19 protein-coding genes are annotated in these 21,095 nt (G+C 74.9%); 11 read left to right on the forward strand and 8 right to left on the reverse strand.

Translation table 11 applies throughout. The features are described 5' to 3' along the window. Positions 1-55: 55 nt before the first annotated feature. Complete coding sequence (locus AS857_RS08500; RefSeq protein WP_058042515.1) at positions 56-454, reverse strand: hypothetical protein; 399 nt, start codon at positions 452-454, stop codon at positions 56-58. Between the two features lie 392 nt (positions 455-846). On the opposite strand from AS857_RS08500, the gene AS857_RS08505 reads away from it, so the two are divergent. From AS857_RS08505 to AS857_RS08525, 5 genes are all read left to right on the forward strand, one after another. Beyond that, positions 847-2,376 (forward strand): hypothetical protein, encoded by a 1,530-nt coding sequence (locus AS857_RS08505; RefSeq protein WP_058042516.1) that lies wholly within the window; start codon positions 847-849, stop codon positions 2,374-2,376. Between the two features lie 45 nt (positions 2,377-2,421). Next, positions 2,422-2,991 carry a GNAT family N-acetyltransferase gene (locus AS857_RS08510; RefSeq protein ID WP_058042517.1) on the forward strand — a complete coding sequence of 190 codons (570 nt, stop codon included), beginning with the start codon at positions 2,422-2,424 and terminating at the stop codon, positions 2,989-2,991. A gap of 51 nt (positions 2,992-3,042) precedes the next feature. Then, positions 3,043-5,058 (forward strand): DUF5107 domain-containing protein, encoded by a 2,016-nt coding sequence (locus AS857_RS08515; RefSeq protein ID WP_058042518.1) that lies wholly within the window; start codon positions 3,043-3,045, stop codon positions 5,056-5,058. 140 nt (positions 5,059-5,198) lie between these two features. Then, positions 5,199-5,780 carry a TetR/AcrR family transcriptional regulator gene (locus tag AS857_RS08520; protein ID WP_058042519.1) on the forward strand — a complete coding sequence of 194 codons (582 nt, stop codon included), beginning with the start codon at positions 5,199-5,201 and terminating at the stop codon, positions 5,778-5,780. A 100-nt stretch (positions 5,781-5,880) separates the two neighbouring features. After that, a complete protein-coding gene (locus AS857_RS08525) occupies positions 5,881-6,642 on the forward strand; it encodes an SDR family NAD(P)-dependent oxidoreductase (RefSeq protein ID WP_058042520.1) in 762 nt (253 codons plus the stop codon). On the opposite strand, the gene AS857_RS08530 is transcribed toward AS857_RS08525, so the two are convergent. Next, positions 6,632-8,044, reverse strand: coding sequence for an amino acid permease (locus AS857_RS08530; protein WP_058042521.1), 1,413 nt, complete (start codon positions 8,042-8,044; stop codon positions 6,632-6,634). The genes AS857_RS08525 and AS857_RS08530 overlap by 11 nt on opposite strands. Before the next feature lie 370 nt (positions 8,045-8,414). Between AS857_RS08530 and AS857_RS08535 the strand changes: the two genes are divergently transcribed. Further along, a complete protein-coding gene (locus AS857_RS08535; RefSeq protein WP_058042522.1) occupies positions 8,415-9,623 on the forward strand; it encodes an aminotransferase class I/II-fold pyridoxal phosphate-dependent enzyme in 1,209 nt (402 codons plus the stop codon). Positions 9,624-9,712: 89 nt separating this feature from the next. Beyond that, positions 9,713-10,810 (forward strand): MBL fold metallo-hydrolase, encoded by a 1,098-nt coding sequence (locus tag AS857_RS08540; protein WP_107105539.1) that lies wholly within the window; start codon positions 9,713-9,715, stop codon positions 10,808-10,810. 8 nt (positions 10,811-10,818) lie between these two features. Here the strand turns inward: AS857_RS08540 and AS857_RS08545 are convergent, their stop codons facing one another. Both AS857_RS08545 and AS857_RS08550 read right to left on the reverse strand, forming a co-directional pair. Further along, positions 10,819-11,352, reverse strand: coding sequence for a GNAT family N-acetyltransferase (locus AS857_RS08545; protein WP_058042523.1), 534 nt, complete (start codon positions 11,350-11,352; stop codon positions 10,819-10,821). Between the two features lie 94 nt (positions 11,353-11,446). Further along, positions 11,447-12,019 (reverse strand): TIGR03086 family metal-binding protein, encoded by a 573-nt coding sequence (locus AS857_RS08550; RefSeq protein WP_058042524.1) that lies wholly within the window; start codon positions 12,017-12,019, stop codon positions 11,447-11,449. A 165-nt stretch (positions 12,020-12,184) separates the two neighbouring features. On the opposite strand from AS857_RS08550, the gene AS857_RS08555 reads away from it, so the two are divergent. From AS857_RS08555 to AS857_RS08565, 3 genes are all read left to right on the forward strand, one after another. Further along, positions 12,185-13,702, forward strand: a complete 1,518-nt coding sequence (locus tag AS857_RS08555; protein WP_058042525.1) for a bifunctional phosphatase PAP2/diacylglycerol kinase family protein — start codon at positions 12,185-12,187, stop codon at positions 13,700-13,702. A 64-nt stretch (positions 13,703-13,766) separates the two neighbouring features. Continuing rightward, positions 13,767-14,579 carry a methyltransferase domain-containing protein gene (locus tag AS857_RS08560; RefSeq protein ID WP_058042526.1) on the forward strand — a complete coding sequence of 271 codons (813 nt, stop codon included), beginning with the start codon at positions 13,767-13,769 and terminating at the stop codon, positions 14,577-14,579. A 42-nt stretch (positions 14,580-14,621) separates the two neighbouring features. Beyond that, entirely contained in the window at positions 14,622-14,972 is a 351-nt protein-coding gene (locus AS857_RS08565; protein ID WP_058042527.1) for a VOC family protein, read from the forward strand. Between the two features lie 91 nt (positions 14,973-15,063). Here the strand turns inward: AS857_RS08565 and AS857_RS08570 are convergent, their stop codons facing one another. Further along, positions 15,064-16,872 (reverse strand): hydroxysqualene dehydroxylase, encoded by a 1,809-nt coding sequence (locus AS857_RS08570; protein WP_058042528.1) that lies wholly within the window; start codon positions 16,870-16,872, stop codon positions 15,064-15,066. A gap of 237 nt (positions 16,873-17,109) precedes the next feature. Here AS857_RS08570 and AS857_RS08575 point away from each other — a divergent pair, with 237 nt between their 5' ends. Beyond that, positions 17,110-17,415, forward strand: a complete 306-nt coding sequence (locus AS857_RS08575; RefSeq protein ID WP_058042529.1) for a 4a-hydroxytetrahydrobiopterin dehydratase — start codon at positions 17,110-17,112, stop codon at positions 17,413-17,415. Between the two features lie 64 nt (positions 17,416-17,479). Here AS857_RS08575 and AS857_RS08580 read toward each other — a convergent pair whose 3' ends face one another. The 3 genes from AS857_RS08580 to AS857_RS08590 form a co-directional block, all read right to left on the reverse strand. After that, positions 17,480-18,850 carry a cryptochrome/photolyase family protein gene (locus AS857_RS08580; protein ID WP_058042530.1) on the reverse strand — a complete coding sequence of 457 codons (1,371 nt, stop codon included), beginning with the start codon at positions 18,848-18,850 and terminating at the stop codon, positions 17,480-17,482. 98 nt (positions 18,851-18,948) lie between these two features. Then, complete coding sequence (locus tag AS857_RS41855; RefSeq protein WP_058042531.1) at positions 18,949-20,109, reverse strand: DUF1266 domain-containing protein; 1,161 nt, start codon at positions 20,107-20,109, stop codon at positions 18,949-18,951. A gap of 59 nt (positions 20,110-20,168) precedes the next feature. Beyond that, the gene (locus AS857_RS08590; protein WP_058044006.1) at positions 20,169-20,966 is read right to left on the reverse strand and encodes an aldo/keto reductase; all 798 of its coding nucleotides are present in this window, start codon (positions 20,964-20,966) and stop codon (positions 20,169-20,171) included. Positions 20,967-21,095: the final 129 nt, after the last annotated feature.

Consider the following 21,095-nt stretch of genomic DNA (forward strand, 5'->3'; position numbering starts at 1 on the left):
GGAGGCCGCCGGGCCCACCACAGGGGGACCGGTGCAAGGGGACCGGTCCCGGGGATCAGCGCGGGGCGGTGCAGATCGCGACCGCTCTGATCGTTTCGGAGGCGCCGCCCGCGGGGTTGGTGTTCGTGCCGCGGACCACCCAGGTGCCGCCCTCCTGGAAGGAGTCGGTGAAGAAGATGCGGAAGGCACTGGTCTTCCCGCCGCCGCCGCTGGGCACCCGGCCGGCCGGGCAGGTCGCGACGGCGCGGCCGTTCGCCTGCGGCGCCACGGTCACGGGCGGGCCCTCCACCTGGTCGAAGCCGCCGATCTCCGGACCGTCCTCGGCGAACTCCTTGGCCTTGTCCGCGGAGACGACGGGCTTGTCGTCGGCGGCGTTCTCCGCCGAGGCGGTGGTGACCAGGCCGCCCGTGAGGGCCGCGACCGCCGCCATGGCGAGGATGATGGTGCGCTTCATGCCGACCTCCTGTGTCGTGAAGCCGTGGGCCGCTTCCCGGGGGATGCGGAAGCTCCGGATCCACAAGCTACGGAGGAAGGCGTGATCGAGTGCAGGGAGCGATGGTGGGTACCGCGGGGGCGTACGGAAGTGAAGCCGCTTCCGTGGAATGCCTGACGCCCGGGGGCGGTGGGGCGCCCGGTGCGCACGGGTCAACTGCTCGTTGCCGTAGGCCTGTTTCCCCTGCGCGGCTCTTGCACCGGCGCGCCCCGGAAGTACCCCCTGCGCCCCTCGTGTGGTGGATGCCCTGCTTGTCCGGTTCACGGGCACGCTGAGTCACGCAGCACTCGGTCGTACAGCACGCGCTGACAGCCGGTACGCGCACCGGACGGCACCAGGCAGAGGGGGCTCCCGTGCCCGACCCCATCACGATCAGCATCGAACCGTACCAGGAGGGCACGGCGACGGCCTCGTCCCTCGCCGGCGACCTCGTCGCCCTCCCCGCCGTCCGCGAGCGCCTCTCCGGACCCCGGCTGAACGTCGCCGACTTCCGGCTCCTGGAGAAGGACGCCGGCACCGACGCGCCGTTCCGCGCCGTCGTCCACGACCCGGACGCCTACCGCTCGGTCGAGGTCACCGGCAGGCTCGGCGACCTGGCAGGGGCGACCGCGCGCTCGGTGCGGTTCCAGCCGCTGCCCGACCGGGAGGAGTTCGACCGGGCGGTCGAAGCGGTGTGCGCGCACGCCGAGTTCGGGCCCCAGCTGGCGGCCGACGGCGCCCTCGCGTACCGGCCCATGCCGCCGCTCGCCGACATCACCCACGCCGACGGCACCGTGGACCGCGTCGTCACCGTCGGCCTGCGCACCCCCGGGAGCGAGGTCAAGCACCGCATCGTCGGCGTCCGCACGAAGGACGGCACGGTGATCCCGGCCCCCGAGGGAGTCTCCGCTCCCTCCGCCCTGGACTGCGTGACCATCCCGCCCGCCGACAACTGCCCCGACCCGTCCGGCGGTCCGCGGGCCGTCCGCGTCCGGGTGAGCCGCGGGACCACCGAACTGTGGAACCTGGTGGTCAACCGGCCCAGGACCTCCTCCGGCGTCAACGGCTCCGGCGCGGAGCTGCGGTTCGTCGACTACAAGGGCGAACGCGTCCTCTACCAAGCCCATGCGCCGATCCTCAACGTGCGCTACACGGGCGACCGGTGCGGGCCCTTCCGCGACTGGGCGAACGAGGAGGTCTGCTTCAATGCGACCGGATCGGACCCGGTCGGCCCGGGCTACCGCCTGTGCACCTCGGCGCCGCGCACGATCCTCGACACCCACAGCGACCAGGGCAACTTCCGGGGCGTCGCCTTCTTCCACGACGGCTCCGCGCTCCGCATCGTCAGCGAACTCGCCGCGGGCTGGTACCGCTACGTCACCGAGTGGCGGCTCGCCGACGACGGGACGATCCTGCCGCGCTTCGGCTTCTCCGCCGTCACCAACCCGTGCACCTGCCTGGCCCACACGCACCACGTGTACTGGCGGCTGGACCTGGACGTCGGAGGCTCGACCGCCAACCGGGTGGACGAGTTCAACGACGCCACCGGCTGGACGCCCGTCCGCCTGGAGACCCAGCGCACCCGCAACCCCGCCGGCCACCGGCAATGGCGCGTCGTCGCCCCGGCGACCGGGCGCGGCTACGTCCTCGTGCCGGGCGCGAACGACGGCACGGCGGACGCCTACGGCGTGGCCGACCTGTGGGTCCTGCGCTACCGCGGCACGGAGATCGACGACGGGAGGCCCTCCGACACGCGCGCCCACATCGGCGACTTCGTCAACGGCGAATCCGTGGACGGGCAGGACCTCGTGGTCTGGTACGGGGCCCACTTCTTCCACGACGAGGCCGGTCCGCCGCCCCCGTCGCACGTGGTCGGCCCGGACCTCCGCCCGGTCGTGGTGTGATCGCGGCTCCTCCCCGGGGCGGCGGCCGGACCGTACGATGAAGCGGTGTCCGATCACCAGACCGCCGGCGCCCGCGCCCGCGTCCTCGCCGAGGGGCCGCGGGTGGTGATCCGGGCCGTCACGCCGGAGGACGGCCCGGAGTTCACCCGGCTGGTCCGGGACAGCGCGGACCTGCACCACCCGTGGCTGTCCATGCCCACCACCGAGGAGCGCTTCGCGCAGTACGCCGCCCGCTTCGACGGGGAGCAGCGGGCGGGCTTCCTCGTGTGCCTGCGCGACTCCGGGCGCCCGGCAGGCTTCGTCAACATCAACAACATCGTGCGCGGAGCCTTCCAGTGCGGCGCGCTCGGCTACGGCGCGTTCGTGCCGTCCGCCGGGCGCGGCCTCATGGGCGAGGGGTTCGGGCTCGTCCTGCGCCACGCCTTCGGCCCGCTGGGCCTGCACCGCCTGGAGGCGAACATCCAGCCGGGCAACACGGCGTCACTCGCGCTGGTGAAGCGGCACGGCTTCCGGCTGGAGGGCTTCTCCCCGGAATTCCTCTTCATCGGCGGGGCGTGGCGCGACCACGAACGGTGGGCGATCACCGCGGACATGCTCCAGGAGCACCAGGATTGAGACCGGACCACCGGAGCTGACACCGGACCACCAGGGTTGAGAGAGGTTGCCGTGCCCACGACCATCCGACGCGCCGTGCTGTCCCTGCCCGCCGCCCCGCTCGGCGCGGAGGATCCGCTGCCGTCCCTGCGCACGGCCGCCGACGTCCACCGCATCGACGCCGAGCAGCGCAGGGCCCTGCCGCCCGACATGGCCCGCCAGGCCGGCCACGCGCCCCTGCGGTCCCTGCTGCCCGTGCGCCGCCGCGACGGCTACTCCCGCAGGCGCACCCCCGCCGATCTAGAGGCGATCGTCATCGAGAACGACCGGCTGCGCGCCACCGTCCTGCCCGGCCTCGGCGGGCGCGTGCACTCCCTGGAGCACAAGCCGACGGGCCGGGAGCTGCTCCACCGCAACCCCGTCCTGCAGCCCGCCTCGTTCGCCCTGAACGGCGCCTGGTTCTCCGGCGGCATCGAATGGAACATCGGTGCGACCGGCCACACGACCCTGTCCGTGGCCCCGCTGCACGCGGCCCGCGTGCCCGCCCCCGACGGCGGGGAGATGCTGCGCCTGTGGGAGTGGGAGCGGCTGCGCGACCTGCCGTTCCAGGTCGACCTGTGGCTGCCCGACGGCTCGGACTTCCTCTACGTGGGCGTGCGCATCCGCAACCCCCACGACCGGCCCGCCCCCGTCTACTGGTGGTCCAACATCGCCGTCCCCGAGGAGGCGGGCACCCGCGTGCTCGCGCCCGCCGAGGCGGCCTGGCGGTTCGGCTACGAACGCAGCCTGAGCCGGGTCCCGGTGCCCGAGTGGGACGGCGCCGACCGCACGTACCCCCTGAACAGCACGCACGCCTCCGACTTCTTCTACGACGTGCCCGGCGGGGAGCGCCGCTGGATCGCCTCCCTCGACGCGGACGGCCACGGCCTCGTGCAGACCTCGACCGACCTGCTGCGCGGCCGCAAGCTCTTCGTCTGGGGCTCGGGCCGCGGTGGCCGGCGCTGGCAGGAGTGGCTCACGGAGCCGGGCACCGGCGGCTACGCCGAGATCCAGGCCGGGCTCGCCCGCACCCAGCTGGAGCACGTGCCGCTGGAGGCGGGCGGCGCGTTCGCCTGGCTGGAGGCCTACGGGCCGCTGGCCGCGGACCCCGCCGCCGTGCACGGCGGCGACTGGGCGGCGGCCCGCGGCGAGGCGGCCGCCCGGCTGGAGGCGGCCCTGCCCCGCGCCGACGTGGAAGCGGCGTACGCGGCGTGGCGCCCGTACGCCGACGCCGAGCCGAAGGAGAGCCTGCACACCGGCTCCGGCTGGGGCGCCCTGGAGGCCGAGCGCGGGCACTACGACCTGCCGGGCACGCCCTTCGCGCCCGAGACGCTGGGGGAGGAGCAGGAGCCCTGGCTGGAGTTCCTGCACCGGGGGGAGTTCCCGCGGCCGGACCGGAGCCTGCCGCCCGGTCCCTCGCTCGTGTCGCCCCGCTGGCGCGAGCTGCTGGAGACGATCGGCGACGGCGACCTCTGCGGCGCCTACCACCTCGGCGTCGCCCGCTGGCACACCGGCGACCGCTCGCAGGCCGTCCGCGCCTGGGAGGCGGCGGGCGGCCTGTGGTGGGCGAAGCGCTGCCTGGCCTTCGCCGACGCCGAGGACGGCCATCCCGAGCGCGCCGCCGACCGCTATCTGGAGGCGTTCGGCGAAGCCTGCGGGGAGCGGCGCGAGAGCGCCTCGTGGGCCGCCACCATGGCCGCGCTCGGCCGCGAGGCGGTGGAGGCGCTGCTGGACGCCGGCCGGGCGGACGACGCCGGGGCCGTGCTGGACGGCCTGCGCCCGGGCGTCCGCGAGCGCGGCCGCTTCCGGCTGCTGCGCGCCCGGGTGCTGCTCGCGCAGGGGGACGCCGCGGCCGCGCGGGAGATCTTCGACGGCGGCTTCGAGGTGGAGGACCTGCGAGAGGGCGACGAGTCCCTCGGTGAGACCTGGTACGCGATCCAGGCGCGGCTGCTGGCGGGCGAGGGGCCCGTCACCGAGGAGATCCGCGTACGGGCGCGGGCGCAGGCGCTGCCCCGGCCGTACGACTTCAGGATGCGGCCGGCCCCGTAGGCCTTCCGGGCCCTCGTCGCGGCCCTTCCGGCCCTCTTTCCGGCCGTCTTTCCGGTCCTCCTGCCCGGCCGTCCCCTGCGGCCGGGCTTTCTGGACCGATCATTCTTGACCGAACGTTCTCGAATCGCTACGGTCGACTCATGGCCAGGACCAAGGAATTCGATCCGGATGCCGCGCTCCAGTCGGCCGTCGAGCTGTTCTGGCGGCGCGGCTACGAAGCGACGTCGATGGCCGACCTCGTCGCTCACCTGGGCATCGCACGGGCCAGCCTGTACGCGACGTTCGGCAGCAAGCACGAGCTCTACCTCAAGGCGCTGCAGCGCTACAGCGAGCAGCACAGCCCGCGCATCGCCGAGGAGCTCTCGCGCCCCGGCCCGGCCCTGCCGGCCGTGCGGGGGCTGGTGACCCGCTTCGCCGGCGAGGCGGCCGACGACGAGCTGCGGCGCGGCTGCTTCGTCACCAACACCGCCGTCGAGCTGGCGCCGCACGACCCCGCCGCGGCCCGCGGCGTCGAGGAGAGCTGGCTCGCCCTGGAGGCGGCGCTCACCGCCGCACTGACGCGGGCCCAGGAGCAGGGCGAACTGCCCGCCGGCCGCGACCCCGTGGCCCTCGCGCGGATGCTGCTCGTCCTGATGCAGGGCATGCGGGTGGTCGGCAAGGCGGTACCCGGCCGGGCCCGGCTCCGGGACGCGGCCGCACAGGCCCTCGCCCTGCTGGAGTGAAGGTGACGGACTCCTGCTGCTTTTCCGGACCGCTGCCGCCGTCACGGCATCTCATGCAACACACCCGCCTTTATGCGACCCATTGCTTAGGAGTGTCGACATGACCGCACGTTTCACCGGCCGGACCGTCCTCGTCACCGGCGGCGGTACGGGAATCGGCCAGGCCATCGCCCTCGCCTTCGCCAGGGAAGGCGCGCGGGTCGTGGTCGCGGGCCGCCGGGAGGAGCCGCTGAAGGAGACCGTGGCCTTCGTGGAGGCGGAGGGCGGCGAGGCCGTCGCCGTCACCGCGGACGTGACCCGGGCCGAGGACGTGCGGGCCCTCGTGGAGCAGACCGTCGCGCGCTTCGGCAGCCTCGACGTCGCCGTCAACAACGTGGGTCTCGCCGTGCCCCCGGCCAAGGTGGCGGACGTGCCCGAGGAGGACTTCGACCGGATCGTCGGGACCAACCTCAAGGGCGTCTGGCTGTCCATGAAGTACGAGATCGGGCACATGCGCGCCAACGGCGGCGGCGCCATCGTGAACATCGCGTCCAACGTCGGCGCCCACCGCAGGAAGCCCGGCTTCGGCGCGTACACGGCCACGAAGGCGGCCGTCTCCGCCCTGACGCGCAACGCCGCGCTGGACCACATCGGCGAGGGCGTGCGGATCAACGCCGTGAGCCCCGGGCCCGTCGAGACGCCGATGTCCTCGCGCCCCGGGGAGTCCTCGCTCGACAAGGCCGAGCGCATGAGCCGCGAGGTGCCGGCCGGCCGCGCGGGCACCCCCGACGAGATCGCGTCCGCCGTGCTCCACCTCGCCTCGGACGAGGCCGGCTACACCGTGGGTGCCGACCTCGTCCTCGACGGCGGCGTCACGGCCTGACGGCCTCCGCCTGCTCCGCCCGCTCCGCCGTCCCGGCCCGCTCCGGGGCGGCGGACTGCGCGGCCCCGTCCTGCGCACCGGCCTGCGCCGTGGTGCGGCGGGCCGTCAGCCACACGTAGACGAGGATGCCGGCGAAGAGGAACAGCACGCCCTGGTAGACGGCCGCGTACCCGGCGCCCGCCACCAGCCAGAAGGAGAAGGCGAACGCGCCCAGCGCGAGCGCCATGTCACGGACGAAGCGGCCGGTGCGGACCTTGTCCCGCTGCCCCGTGAGCAGGAAGTACACCTGCGCGGCGGCGGCCAGCAGGTACGGGACCGTCGCGGAGAACGTCGTGATGAGGACCAGGATCTCGAAGACCCCGCCCACGCCCGAGGTGTAGTTGACGATGGTCAGCAGCGAGGCGAGGACCGCGGCGGCGAGCACGCCGAACGTCGGCACGCCGCGCTTCTTCTTCCCGAACGCGGCCGGGAACAGCCCGTCCTTCGCGGCGGCGTAGGGGGCCTGGGCGCTCATCAGCGTCCAGCCGTTGAGGGCGCCCACGATGGAGATCACGGCGCAGAGGGCGATCAGCGTGCCGCCCCAGTGGCCGCCGAACATCACGTCGACGGCGTCCGAGAAGGGGGCCGTGGACTCCACCAGCTTGTCGTGCTCGACGGTGCCGAAGACCGAGACCGTGCCCAGGAGGTAGACCAGCGCCGCGCCCACGGTGCCCAGGACGCTCGCGCGCCCCACGTTGCGCTCCGGGTCGCGGACCTCGCCCGCGCTCATCGCGGCGGACTCCACGCCCACGTAGGAGTAGAGCAGGATCGCGGCCGACGCCGTCAGCCCGCCGGTCCAGTTGCCGTCGGAGGTGGTGAACGAGCCGAGCTTGTCCGGGTCGAAGAAGAACAGGCCGACGACCGCGACGAACAGCAGCGGCACGAACTTCATCACCGTGGAGATCATCTGGACTGCGCCCACCCAGCGCGTACCGGCCAGGTTCGCGAGCGTGGGCAGCCACAGCATCGCCAGCGCCATGGCGAGGTCCCCGGCCATGGAGCCCTTGCCGGTCATGACGTGCAGGTAGCCGACGCCGGCCACGGCGAGGGCCGCGTTGCTGACCCACGTCATGGTCCAGAACGACCAGGCGGACAGGAAGCCGGCGAAGTCGCCGAAGGCCTCGCGCGCGTAGACGTAGGGGCCGCCGGTGCGCGGATGGCGCTCCGCGAGGCGCCCGAAGACCAGGGCCAGGGCGATGGCGCCGACGGTCAGGACGCCGAACGCCAGCAGGCTGACCGTGCCGAACGGGGCGACGGACGCGGGCAGCAGGAAGATGCCGCCGCCGATGATGTTGCCCATGACCAGGGCAGTGGCGGTCGGGAGGCCGAAACGGCGGGTGTGCGTGCCGTCGGTGTCGTGCATGAGGGGGTGTGCCTCTCGGTCCAGCGGGCAGGTTCGCCAGGATGTGCGACACGACATGGTGACCGGAGCGGGGCGGTCCGCAAAATCCTTTGTTTTTGTCCCGCCACCCCCGCCCGGCGGCCGCAAATGGTGCTGCGAGACGGCCCCCGGGCCGTGATTCGTCCAGCCGCCCCCGGACCGGCCGCCGCCTCCGCCCCGCGCGGGCGGCACCCGCCCGGCCACGGCCGAACGACGTCACCCGCCCGCCCGTGTCGGCCCGCTCCGCACCCCCTGATCTGCGAAGGTGGACGGGGGCGGCAGCAGGCGGCCCCGGTGCCGTACAGGCGCTGCCGCTCGGTGCGGACGGCGCGGCGGTCGGAGGTACGGACGGATGCAGGTCAGCTTTCCCGCGCTCCCGGCCGGCACCGCGCCCGAGCGCGGGCTGCCCGTGCTGCCGGAGCTCGCCGCGCGCCTCGCGCAGGCCGCCCGGGACAGCGCACCCGAACCGGTCGGCGGCGGGGACGCCCTGCGCGCCGCCGCCTGCGGCTACTGGGCGCGCCGCGGCCTGCCGACCGCGCCCGAGCACGTCCTCGCCGCACCCGGGGCCCAGCCCCTGCTGCTCGCGGTCCTCGCGGGGGCCGGCGGCGACGTCCTGCTCACGCGCCCGTGCGCCGCCTGGTACCCCCCGCTCGCCCGGCTCGCCGGCCGCCCCACCTACCACGTGCCGGTGCCCGCCGAGTGCGGCGGCGTGCCCGACCCCTTCGCGCTGCTGGAGACCGTGCGCCGGATCCGTGCCGAGGGCGGCAGACCGCGCGTGCTCGTCCTGTCGGTCGCCGACGACCCCACCGGCTCGGTCACCCCGCCCGAGCTCCTGCACGAGGTGTGCGAGGCGGCCGTCGGCGAGGAGCTGACCGTCGTCAGCGACGAGACCTGGCGCGACATGCGCCACGACCCCGGCGGAACGGTCTTCTTCGGCCCCGCCGAGATGTGGCCCGACCACGTCGTCGTCCTCACCGACCTGGCCGGCGGCCTCTTCCCCACGGCCTGGCCCGCCGCCGTCGCCCGCTTCCCCGCCGGGGGGCGCGGCCCGGTCCTGCGCGCCCGGGTCACCTCCGCGCTCGCCGCCGTACGGGCCGAGCTGGCGCCGCCGGTCGCCGCGGCCGCCGCCTACGCCCTCGACGAGCCCGGGCCCGTCCGCGCCCGGGCCGCCGACGCGGTCCGGATCTACGGCGCCCTCGCCCGCGCCGCGCGCGAGCACCTCACCGCGGCCGGCGTCCTCAGCCGCCCCTCGCAGGCCGGGCCCTACCTCTACGCCGACCTCGGCGAGCTGCGCGCCGCCCTCGCCGACCGTGCCATCACCGACTCCGTCGAGCTCGAGGCGCACCTCAGCACCGCGCTCGGCCGCCCCGTGCCCGGCGGCCACCGCTTCGGCGACGACCCCGACGCCCTGCGGGTCCGCATCTCCACCCCGCCCCTCCTCGGCGCGACCGACGAGGAGCGGCAGCGCGCCCTGGACGCCCCGGACCCGCTGGCCGCGCCGGGGGTCGCCGCCGCACTGACCAGTTTCGGATCGGCCTTCGGCCGGCTCGCCGGCGGCTGACCTACCGTGGCCGGTCGTGCGAGACCCGGTGCACGCCACGCCGGACACGCCGCACCGCTCCCGGTTCCCCAGCGATTGGAGCCCCCTCGATGACCGAACAGACCGAGCGCCCTCTCGCCGAGCCGCGCCCGCTCGGCGAGATCCGCATCTGGCCCAAGTCGTTCGCCGACCGCCTCACCGCGCCCCTGCCCGGCGTGCGCGCCCTCGCCCGGCTGGCCCGCGAGGGGCGGCTGCGCCCCGGCGCCGAGGCCCTGCGGGAGATCGCCGCGCTGCCGGTCGAGCCCGGTCCGCTGCCGGTCACCGACGCCGCCACGGCCGCGGTCACCTGGGCCGGGCACGCCAGCTGGGTCGTGCGCATCGGCGGTCTGACGGTGCTCACCGACCCCGTCTGGTCGCGCAGGATCCTCGGCACGCCGCCCCGGCTCACCCCGGTCGGGGTCCGCTGGGAGGACCTGCCGCCGGTCGACGCGGTCGTCATCAGCCACAACCACTACGACCACCTCGACGCGCCCACCCTCAAACGGCTGCCCCGTCACACCCCGCTGCTCCTGCCTGCCGGGCTGGCCCGCTGGGCCCGGCGGCGCCGCTTCACGCACGTCACCGAGCTCGACTGGTGGGAGGCCGTCGAACTGCCCGGCCCGGCCGGCCCCGTCCGCTTCGACTTCGTCCCGGCCCACCACTGGAGCAAGCGCACCCTGACCGACACCTGCCGCTCGCTGTGGGGCGGCTGGGTGATGACCGCCCCCGGCGGGCAGCGCGTCTACTTCGCGGGCGACACCGGCTACGGCCACTGGTTCGAGCGCATCGGCCGCCGCTACGGCGGCATCGACCTCGCCCTGCTGCCGATCGGCGCGTACGACCCGCGCTGGATGCTGGGCACGGTCCACACCGACCCGGAGGAGGCCGTCGCCGCCTGCCAGGACCTGGGCGCCCGGGCGATGGCCCCCATGCACTGGTCGACGTTCATCCTCTCGGCAGAGCCGCCGCTGGAGCCCCTGCGCCGCGTCCGCGCCGCCTGGGAGGCGACGGGCCGCCCGCGCGAGGACCTCTGGGACCTGCCCGTCGGCGGGTCCCGGACCCTTCCCGGGTGGTCCGGTTCGGCCCCCTCCTCGCGGACTGGCCCGCTTCCCCTGGCCCTGCCCGGCAGCGAGCCGGCAGGGGGCGCGCACGGAGGAGCGGGGACGTAGACGCGTGCCTACGGCCGCGCCTCGATGACGTGGACGCAGAGCGGCACGCCGTACTCCGGGTGCGTCGTCTTCCGGTCGTGCCGCATCCCCAGCTTGCGCATGACCGCCGCGGGGGCTTCGTGGCCGGTGCGGTGCACGCCGACGACCCGGGCGAGCCCGCGGTCGCGGAACGCGAAGTCCAGGACGGCGCGCGCGGCCTCGGTGGCCAGGCCGTCGTCCCAGAAGGGGCGGCCGAGCCGCCAGCCGACCTCCACGGCCGGGCGCAGCTCGGGCAGTTCGGCGGGCACGGACAGGCCCGCGAAGCCGGCCAGCCGGCGCGACCGGCGCACTTCGACGGCGAAGAGGCCCACGCCGTGCTCGTCCCACCCCTGTTCCCAGGCGGCGACGGCGGCCGCGGTCCGTTCCCGGTCGAGCACCGAGCCGTCGCCGGTCCAGCGCATCACTTCGGGGTCGGCGTTGACGGCGGCCATCGGCTCGACGTCGTCCGCGCGCCAGCGGCGCAGTGTCAGGCGGGGCGTGAGGAGCGTGAGTGGGGAGGCCATGGCGGCATCCTGCCCAGCGCGGTGCCGATTACCCGGCCCCTGCCAGTCGGCTGTCCGAGTCCGGGGAGGTGGCGGGGGCCCGGGGGAAGAGCGCTCAGACCCGGCGCCCGAGCTGCGCGAGCAGCACGGTCTGCGCGTCGGCGCCGGGCGGCGGCTCCACCGGCTCGGCGAACAGGCCCGTCCCCGCCAGGCTGTCGATGTACGGCTCCACTTCACGCCGCGTGAGCTCCACCAGCGGTTTGGGCAGCCGTTCGTCCGCGCCGATCGCGCGGGAGAGGTCCCACGCGTGCACGACCGCGTCCGCCGTCATCTGCGAGCAGTACCCGCGGGTGTCGGAGGGCCCGGAGGACAGCTCCACCGTCCGCTCCAGGGCCCCGGGCGCGGCGAACGCCTCGCGCGCGGCGGCCTCGGCCGCGTCCCAGACGGCCACCGGGTCGTCCCCCAGCCGGTCGCCGTCCAGCGCGTCGCCGACGTCGTCGATGGACCGGCCTTCCAGCAGCGGCGGAACCCACAGCTGCTCCACGGCCAGATGGTTGACGAGGTCGCGCACGGACCACTCGGTGCAGGGCGTCGGTTCGTCCCACTGGCCGGGGCGGACGGCGTGCACGCGCTCGGTGAACAGCGCGAGCGCCTCCCGGTGCCGGTTGAGCAGCGTCGCATCGGTCATGGGCCCATTGTCGGGGTGCGGCGCCCCGGGCGCCTACCCGGGGGTCCGGGCGGTGCGTCCGGGCGGTGTGGCTGTGCGGTGCGTCCCGGCGTTGCTGTCGGCTGGGGGGCTTTCGGGTGGCCGGTCCGGCGGCGTCGGAACCCGCCGGCGGGGTACACGTGGGCCATGCGGAAGATCGTGAGTTCCTGGGACCGGGCGGCGTTCCTCGCGGTGGCCGCCCGGCACTGGCCCGGCGGCGACCGCGTCCTGCCCCGCCTGTCGCGCAGCGCCGACCACGGGCTGCTGTGGTTCGGCGTGGCGGCGGGCGCGGCCCTGGCCGGCGGGCGGCCCGCCCGCCGCGCCGCCCTGCGCGGGGTGGCGTCGCTGGCCGTCGCCTCGGCGACCGTGAACACGGTGGGCAAGCGGTCGGTGCGGCGGCTGCGCCCGGTGCTGGACGTGGTGCCGGTCGTCCGGCAGCTGTCCCGGCAGCCCTTCACGACGTCGTTCCCCTCGGGGCACTCGGCGTCGGCGGTCGCCTTCACGACGGGCATCGCGCTGGAGAACCCGGCCTGGGGGCTGGCCCTCGCACCGCTGGCGGCCTCGGTGTGCTTCTCGCGCGTCTACACCGGTGTCCACTATCCGGGTGACGTGCTGGCGGGGGCGGCGCTGGGCGCGGGCGCCGCGTTCGCCGTGCGCGGCATCGCGCCCACCCGCGCCCAGCTCGCACCCCCGGCCCGGCCCCGCGCGGACGCCCCGGCCCTGGCGCGCGGCGAGGGGCTGGTGGTGGTCGTCAACGCCGGGTCCGGGCAGCGGGCGGCGGGGGTGCGCACCGATCCGGTGCAGGAGGTGCGCTCGGCGCTGCCGCTCGCGGAGGTCACCGGGTACGGCCAGGACGGCGCGGGCGAGGGAGGGGACCTCGGGAAGGTGCTGGAGTCGGCGGCGCTGCGGGCCCGGGAACTGGACGGCGCCCTCGGCGTGTTCGGCGGCGACGGCACCGTCAACGCGGCCGCCGTCGTGGCCCGGCGCCACCGGCTGCCGCTCGCGGTCCTGCCGGGCGGAACGTACAACCACTTCGCCTACGACCTGGGCATCGAGTCCCTCGGCGACGCCTGCCGGGCCGTGGAGGCCGGAGAGGCCGTGGCCGTCGACATGGTGCGGATGTGCGCGGGCGGCGGCGAGGAGGCGGGCTGGTTCCTCAACACCTTCAGCATCGGCGCGTACCCGGAACTGGTGCGCGTGCGCGAGCGCTGGGCGCCGCGCGTCGGGGCCTGGCCCGCGGGCGTGCTGGCGGCGGTGCACGTGCTGCGCACGGCGCGGCCGCTCCGGCTGGAGGTGGACGGCAGGCGGCGCCGGCTGTGGATGCTGTTCGCGGGCAACTGCACGTACCGCGGGCTGGGTCTCGCGCCGGTGCGGCGGCACGACCTGGCGGACGGCGTGCTGGACGTCCGCACGGTCTCGGGCGGCCCGCTGGCCCGCACGCGGCTGCTCGCCGCGGCGCTGGGCGGCGGCCTGAAGCACTCGCCGGTGCTCAGGACGGCCCGGGTGCGCAGCCTGCGGATCAGCGGCATCCGGCGGGGGACGCACCTGGCGTACGACGGTGAAATCGCCGCCGCCCCCGGCGAATTGACGCTGCGGAAGGAGAACGAGGCGCTGGTGGTGTACCGCCTGCCCGCGGAGTGGGACCTGAGGGGACGCGGCGTCTGACAGGTGAGGTCTGAAATGTGAGACGGCACTCTCGAAATCCGAGACAAGGTTCTACGGTGCTGTCATGGCTGACGACGAAACCACCGTGTACACCCATGGCCATCACGAGTCGGTCCTGCGCTCGCACGCCTGGCGCACGGCCGCCAACTCCGCCGCGTACCTGCTGCCGGAGCTGGAGCCGCACCTGGAGATCCTCGACGTCGGCTGCGGGCCGGGCACCATCACCGCCGACCTGGCCGCCCTGGTCCCGCAGGGCCGGGTCGCCGGCCTGGACGCCGCCGAGGAGGTCCTCGGCGCGGCCCGTGCGACCGCCGCCGCCCGAGGGCTGACCAACACCGACTTCACCGTCGGTGACGTCCGGGCCCTGGACTTCCCCGACGGGTCCTTCGACGTCGTCCACGCCCACCAGGTGCTCCAGCACGTCGGCGACCCCGTGGGCGCGATGGGCGAGATGCGCCGCGTCTGCCGCCCCGGCGGGCTCGTCGCCGTCCGCGACGCGGACTACTCCGCCATGACCTGGTACCCGGCCGTCCCCGGCCTGGACGACTGGCAGGACCTCTACCGGCGTGTCGCCCGCACCGCCGGCGGCGAGCCCGACGCGGGACGCCGCCTGCTGTCCTGGGCCCGGCGGGCGGGCTTCACCCGCGTGTCGGCCACGGCGAGCGCGTGGTGCTACGCCACCGAAGAGGAACGCTCCTGGTGGAGCGGTCTGTGGGCGGCCCGCACGACCGCCTCCGCGTACGCCCGGCTCGCCGTGGACGGCGGACACGCGGACCGGGCCGGCCTCGACCGGATCGCCGCCGCCTGGCGGGAGTGGGGCCGCCACGAGGACGCCTGGTTCGCCGTGCTGAACGGCGAACTCCTGTGCCGCGCCTGAACCGTCCCGCACCGTGCCGCGCGGCCAACTAGCCTTGCTCCCATGAACATTCTGGGGACCTCGCTACGGGTGTGCGTCGATGATCTGGACCACGCGATCGGTGTCTACGAACGCCTGACCGGTGCCGAGGCGCTGCGCTTCCACCGCGGCGGCGTCGCGGTGGCCGCGGTCGGCTGCTTCTTCCTCATGAGCGGACCGGAGAAGGAGCTGTCCATCCTGCGCAAGATCACCGCCACGATCGCGGTGACGGACGTGGAGGAGGCACTCGGCGACCTGGAGGCGGTAGGCGCCCAGATCATCGCCGGCCCGGTACCGACCCCGATCGGCCGCAACCTGGTGGCCCGCCACCCGGACGGCTCGGTCTTCGAATACGTCGACCGCAAACAGGGTTGAACGGGCCTCCGTTTGCCCCGGGGGCGTCCACGACAGTCGTCATGATCCGACCGTGCCGCCCCGCCCCCGGGGCGCCCCGCCCCAGGCCGGGTCAGCCCAGGTCGAGGGCGTTGCGCAGTCCCATCCGGTAGCGGATCGCGTCCTCGGCCCTGAACAGTTCGAGCTCGGGGGCCCGGTACAGCGGGGTGATCGTGCACCGCTCCGCCCGCGAACCCGTCTCGTCCAGCAGGGCGTTGACCGCGGCCCGTGCCGCGGCGTTCGCGCCCTCCATGGTCGCGAGGTCGATGTCGGTGGCCACGTAGTCCCCGCACAGGAAGAGGTTGGGGATCGCCGTGCGCGCCGCGGGGCGGTTGTACCAGGTGCCGGCGGGGTGGACGAGGAGCTGTTCGTCGTTGACCGGGCGGGGGCCGCCGATCTCCACGGCCGGGTCCAGGAACCAGGAGTGGATCTTCGCGTCGCTCAGGACGGTGCGCCCGGTGTCGTTGAGCCCGGCCTTCATCTGCGCCCACACCTCGCGCGCGACCTCCTCGCGCGTGCACTGCTTGGCGGTCTTGCCGTAGAGGATGCCGGGCTTGTCCCACTCGGAGACGTCCACCGACAGGCAGTCCGCGGCCGCGCCGTCCCCGTAGTCGCGGCGGAAGTCGCGCCCCGACCAGTACTGCGCCTGCCCCACGGAGGTGATCGACCAGGGGGAGTCGATGTGGTTGACGTGCCCGTGCAGGACGGGTGTGGGCTCCGTCAGATAGAACTGGATGCCCGTCATCCAGTCCGTCTGCAGCTTGTCGCAGCGCGCCAGCTGCGGGTCGGCCGCCCGCACCTGGGCGTTCCAGGTGGTACGGGCGTGCTCGACGGGCATCGCGGAGACGAAGTGGTCGGCGGTCACCGACTGTCCGGCGCCGGAGGCGTCCTGCACGACCGCCTCGGTGATCCGGCCGCGCGCGATCCGCAGGTCCCGTACGGCCCAGCCGATCCGGAACGTGACGCCCAGGGAGCGGAGGTGAGCGACCCACGGGTCGATCCACGCCTCGTTGGTGGGGGCGTTGAGCACCCGGTCCGGCTCGCCGTCCGCGCCCCGCCCCAGGGCGTTGAAAAGGAACGCCTCGATGCACGTCGACACCGTCTTGGTGCTGGCCACCTCGGCCTTGGTGGCCACGATGTTGCGGGTGATGCCGATGGCCAGCAGCCGCTGGTAGTTCGGGGACATCTTCGCGGCGCGTATGAACTCCCACCACGGCACCCGCTCCCAGGCGCCGGTCCGCCGCTCGTCGCAGCTGGTGAGCCAGACGAGCAGCCTGCTCGCGAAGTAGACCGTCTCGTGGACGGGGATGTTGCCGAAGGCGTCGAGGAAGCCGGTCAGCGCGCGGCGCAGGGCGTCCGGGGTCAGCAGCGGCGGCGGCTTGCCGACCGTGCGGAACGGCAGCCGGATGTCCTCGTGGCCGGTTCGGGCCAGCATCACCTCGGTCGAGGCCACGATGTTGTCGTGGCAGCCGTTGGGGTTGCCGGGGAAGGGGATGCGGCGCATGGTGTCCGGCAGGTTCTGGTAGAAGCCGGGGAAGAAGCGGAAGCCGTGCTCGCCGGGCAGCGCCTTGCGGCCGCCCCGGGCGCTGCCGGGCACGTCCATGCTGCGGGCCTTGCCGCCGGGCGCCTTCTTCTCGTACACGGTCACCTGGAAGCCGCGCTCGGCGAGTTCGTGCGCGGCCGTGAGCCCCGCGACGCCGCCGCCCAGCACGGCGACGCTCGGTCCGCTGCCGGATCTGCCGCCGCCCGTCCCGCCCGTCGCGGCCGGTCTGGCGCGCGGGGCCGCCTCCGCCCGCCCGCCGAGCGCGGCCGTGCCGGCCGTGGCCGCGACGGCCGCCGCTCCGCCGATGAAGTTCCTGCGCGTGCTGCCCGTACCGTCCATGCCCGGCCCCCTGGCGTCGGTGACGTGTACACGTCCGGCGCAGGAGCATAGGAGCGACACCCCCGGCCCGGTAGCACTTGTCCGGCGCGCGGAGCCCCGTACCGCACATTGGCGCGAAAGCACCCCTGCCCCGTGGGACGCTTGAGTCACCGGCGCCCGGCGGGGGCACATCCCGGGCAACCACCACGGCCCCACCCGGGCACCCACCTACGGCACCCACCCACGAAGGGGACAGTCATGGCCGTCGAACCGCTCTCGCAGAAGGACGTCGAGGACCGCCTCCAGGAGCTGCCCGGCTGGACCACGGACGGCGAACGCATCAGCCGCACCTACCGCTTCGACGGGCACTTCCAGGCCGCCGCCATGGTGATCCACATCGCGCAGATCCAGGAGGAACTGGGCCATCACTCGGATGCGACCCTGGGCTACAACACCGTGTCGCTCAGCGTGAACACGCACAGCGCGGGCGGCAAGATCACCGGCCTGGACGTCGAGCTGGCCCGCCGCGTCGAGGCCGTCGCCCCGGGCCACGGCGGGCGCTGACCGCGCCCTCGGGGCCAGGGCCCGCGCTGCCACGACCTGTGCCACGGCGGGCGCCCACCCCTGTTCAGGCGAGCCCGCGCGCCTGCCGGAACCGGGCCAATCCCTCCTCCAGGGAGACGACCGGCTCCGGGTAGTCCAGGCGCGCCCGCTCCGGGGCCGGCAGCCGCCACGGCCGGTGGACGGCCCGGCCGGGCACTCCGGCCAGCTCGGGCACCCAGCGGCGCACGTAGGCGCCTTCGGGATCGAAGCGGTCGGCCTGGGCCAGGGGGTTGAGGACCCGGTGGGGGCGGGTGTCGCTGCCGGTGCCCGCCACCCACTGCCAGTTGAGCTGGTTGTCGGCCACGTCCCCGTCCACGAGCAGGTCCAGGAAGTGCCGGGCGCCGTGCCGCCAGTCCAGGTAGAGGGTCTTCGTCAGGAAGCTCGCGGCGATCAGCCGGGCCCGGTTGTGCATCCAGCCCTCATGGGCGAGCTGCCGCATCGCCGCGTCGACGAGCGGATATCCGGTCAGGCCCGACCGCCACGCGGCGAGCTCCCCGGGGGCCTCGCGCCAGCGGTCGTGCCGGGGCCGGTAGTCGCGGCGGGCCGCCTCCGGCCGGGCGGCCAGCATCTGATGGTGGAAATCCCGCCAGGCCAGCTGCCGTACGAACGCCATGGCGCCCGCGCAGCCCGCGGCGGCCCGCTCCCGGGCCGACGCGACGAGCTCCACCGGCGAGAGGCTGCCGAAATGGAGGTGCGGGGAGAGGCGTGACGTCGCGTCCCCCGCCAGGTCGTCGTGGCGGTCGGCGTAGCGCGCGAGCCCGCCGCGCCGCCAGGCGGCGAACCGGCGGCGCCCCTCGCCCTCGCCGCCGCGCGGCAGCCCGGGCGACGCCGCGCCCCGGGCCAGGGCGGCCGCCGCGGGCAGCGGCTCCGACTCCGCCTCGGGCAGCCGGACCGCGCGCGGCGCGGGCAGCACCGGCCGCAGCGGCTCGGCCGACCAGCGGCGGAAGTACGGGGTGAACACCGCGTAGTGGTCCTTGCCGGCGGGCAGGACGGCACCGGGCGGCACCGCCGTGACCACCGCGTCGTGCACCCGCAGCAGCCGCCCGTCCGCCTCCAGAACAGACCGCAGCCGCTCCTCGCGGCGCAGGGCGTACGCGCTCACGCCCGCGGCGACGTGCACCTCGCCCGCGCCGGTGGCGGCGGCCAGCCTGAGGGTCTCCGCCACGACCTCGCCGCTGCGCACCACGAGCCGCCCGCCACGGGCCCGCAGCCCCTCGTCGAGCGCGGCGAGGCAGTCGGCCAGGAACGCGGCGCGGTTGGGCACGGCGAAGCCGGCGGCGGCGATGCCCGAGTCCACGACGAACAGCGGTACGACGTGCGGCGCGCTCCGCAGGGCCGCGGTGAGCACGGGGTTGTCGTGGAGCCGGAGATCGGAGGTGAACAGGGCGATGGACACAACGGCGCCCCGGCTCACCGCGCTGTCCCGCCCTCGGTCGCTACGCCCATCCCGTGATTGTCCGTCCGGCGCCCTACGGGGTCGGAGCGGCAGGGCCGTCACGACCAGGGAATGTTGCGCCAGGGGCCGGCCGGGTCGCCGAGGAGCAGGCGGTGCGCGCTCACTGCGGTTTCGTGTCCGGAGGCGGCGGCGCGCGGGTCCCCGGCGCCGGGCCCGAGGGCAGCGCCCAGCAGGAAGCCCGCGGAGAAGGCGGGCCACGACGCGTACGTCCTGCGGGCGGCCTCACCGGCGGTCAGGACGACCCGTTCCGCGTCGGCCGGGGAGCACAGCCGCGCGGAGAGGCCCAGCCGGGCGAGGGTCACCGCGCTCGCGAGGCCGTGGGCCGCGGTGGAGACGACGCGCTGACCGGGCTGCAGCACTGCATCGCGCACCAGCTGTTCCTCGGCCGCGGCTATGCGCGTGACGGTGGTGTCCAGCGCCTGTACCTCCGCCGCGGCTGCGGCCCGGTGCGTCAGCACGTGGGTGACCGCCTCCCGCCACTGCGCGGTCGCCGGCGCCCCGTCGGCGGAGTGCTCGGCGAGGCCTTCGCGGGCCCGCAGCGCGAACTCGGCCTCCCGCATCCCCCCGTCCCCGGCGAGCAGCCGCTGCGTCAGGTGCCACCAGCCGGCGGGATCGGCGACGCCCCACGTGTCGTACAGGACGGCGCGGTCCTCGTCGTAGTCGCGGTAGACGCTGCCCAGCTCGTTCCAGGGCACGCCGTCGCGCACGGAGAGGAGGGCGCCGCAGGCCAGACCGTGGGCGAGCGGGCCGTGCAGGGGGCCCGTGTACAGGGTCAGCAGGAGGCCGGGCGGGCGCGTCGGCGCCTCGGCGCAGACCTCCAGCCAGGCCTCGCGGTCCAGCGGGGTGGCCGGGACGACGGCCGCGGACGGGTGCCCGGGGTTCACCGCCAGGTGCCACTTGTCGTGCGGCCACTCCAGGGCGAGTTCGTCCAGCGTGGTGCGCTGGAAGACCCGGTCGGGGCGCCAGGGCGGCAGCGCGCCGCGGGTGAGGACGGGCAGGCAGCGCTTGCCCGAGGCCGGGTCGCGGTACGGCACGAGCGGTGCGGGCGGCACCAGCCCGTCGGCCTCGGCCCGGCCCTCCTCCATGTACAGCTCGGCCACCGCGAGGGCGCCGACCTGGCCGTCCCAGTCCCCGTACGCCGTCGCGGCCTGCAACTGCGCCTCGATGTCGGTGGGCGGGGTCCAGGGTGTGGGGAACATGGACATGACTTTAAGCGGCCCGTCGGCCCGGGCCGCCCGCCCCGGCACCCCGGAGAGCCCTAGATATCGAACTCGTCCGGGTCCGGGCCCAGGCGGGTGCCGCTGTCGAGCGCCGCGATCGCCGCGAGGTCCTCGGCGTCGAGGGAGAAGCCGGAGACGTCGATGTTCTCGCGGATGCGGGAGGGCGTCACGGACTTGGGGATCGCCACGTTGCCCAGCTGCAGGTGCCAGCGCAGCACGACCTGCGCCGGGGTGCGGCCGTGCTTCTCCGCGACTCCGGCGATGACGGGTGCGGTGAGCAGGTCCTTGCCCTGGCCGAGCGGCGACCACGCCTCGGTGGTGATGCCGTGGCGCTCGTGGAAGGCGCGGAGCTCGGCCTGGGGCAGGAACGGGTGGAGCTCGACCTGGTTGACGGCCGGGACGACGGTCGTCTCGGCCAGCAGCCGCTCCAGGTGCGCGGGCTTGAAGTTGGAGACGCCGATCGCCCGGGCGCGGCCGCTCGCGGCGATCTCCTCGAACGTGCGGTAGATGGTGAGGTAGTCGTCGCGGAAGGCGCGCGGCCAGTGGATGAGGTACAGGTCGACGTAGTCGAGGCCGAGCCGCTCCAGCGAGGCGTCGAACTCGCGCAGGACGCCCTCGCGCGTCCAGGTCTCGGCGGCGTGGTTCCACAGCTTCGTCGTCACGAACAGCTCGTCGCGCGGGATGCCCGAGCCGGTGAGGGCCTTGCCCGTGCCGGCTTCGTTCTCGTACACCGCCGCCGTGTCGATGCTGCGGTATCCGGCGGCCAGGGCCGTCTCGACGACGGCCGTCGCCTCGGCGTCGGGGACCTGCCAGACGCCGAAGCCGAGCCGCGGCATCTCGACGCCGTTGTTGAGCGTGACGGTGGCGGGGAAGGCGGAGGAACCACCAGAGGAAGGTGCCTTGCTCACGGGTGCTCGTTCCTTACGTTCGGAGAAAGCGGTACGTGCTACTCCACTTGTGAACAG

It is taken from the genome of Streptomyces roseifaciens (assembly GCF_001445655.1).
GTDB classification, from domain to species: domain Bacteria; phylum Actinomycetota; class Actinomycetes; order Streptomycetales; family Streptomycetaceae; genus Streptomyces; species Streptomyces aureoversilis.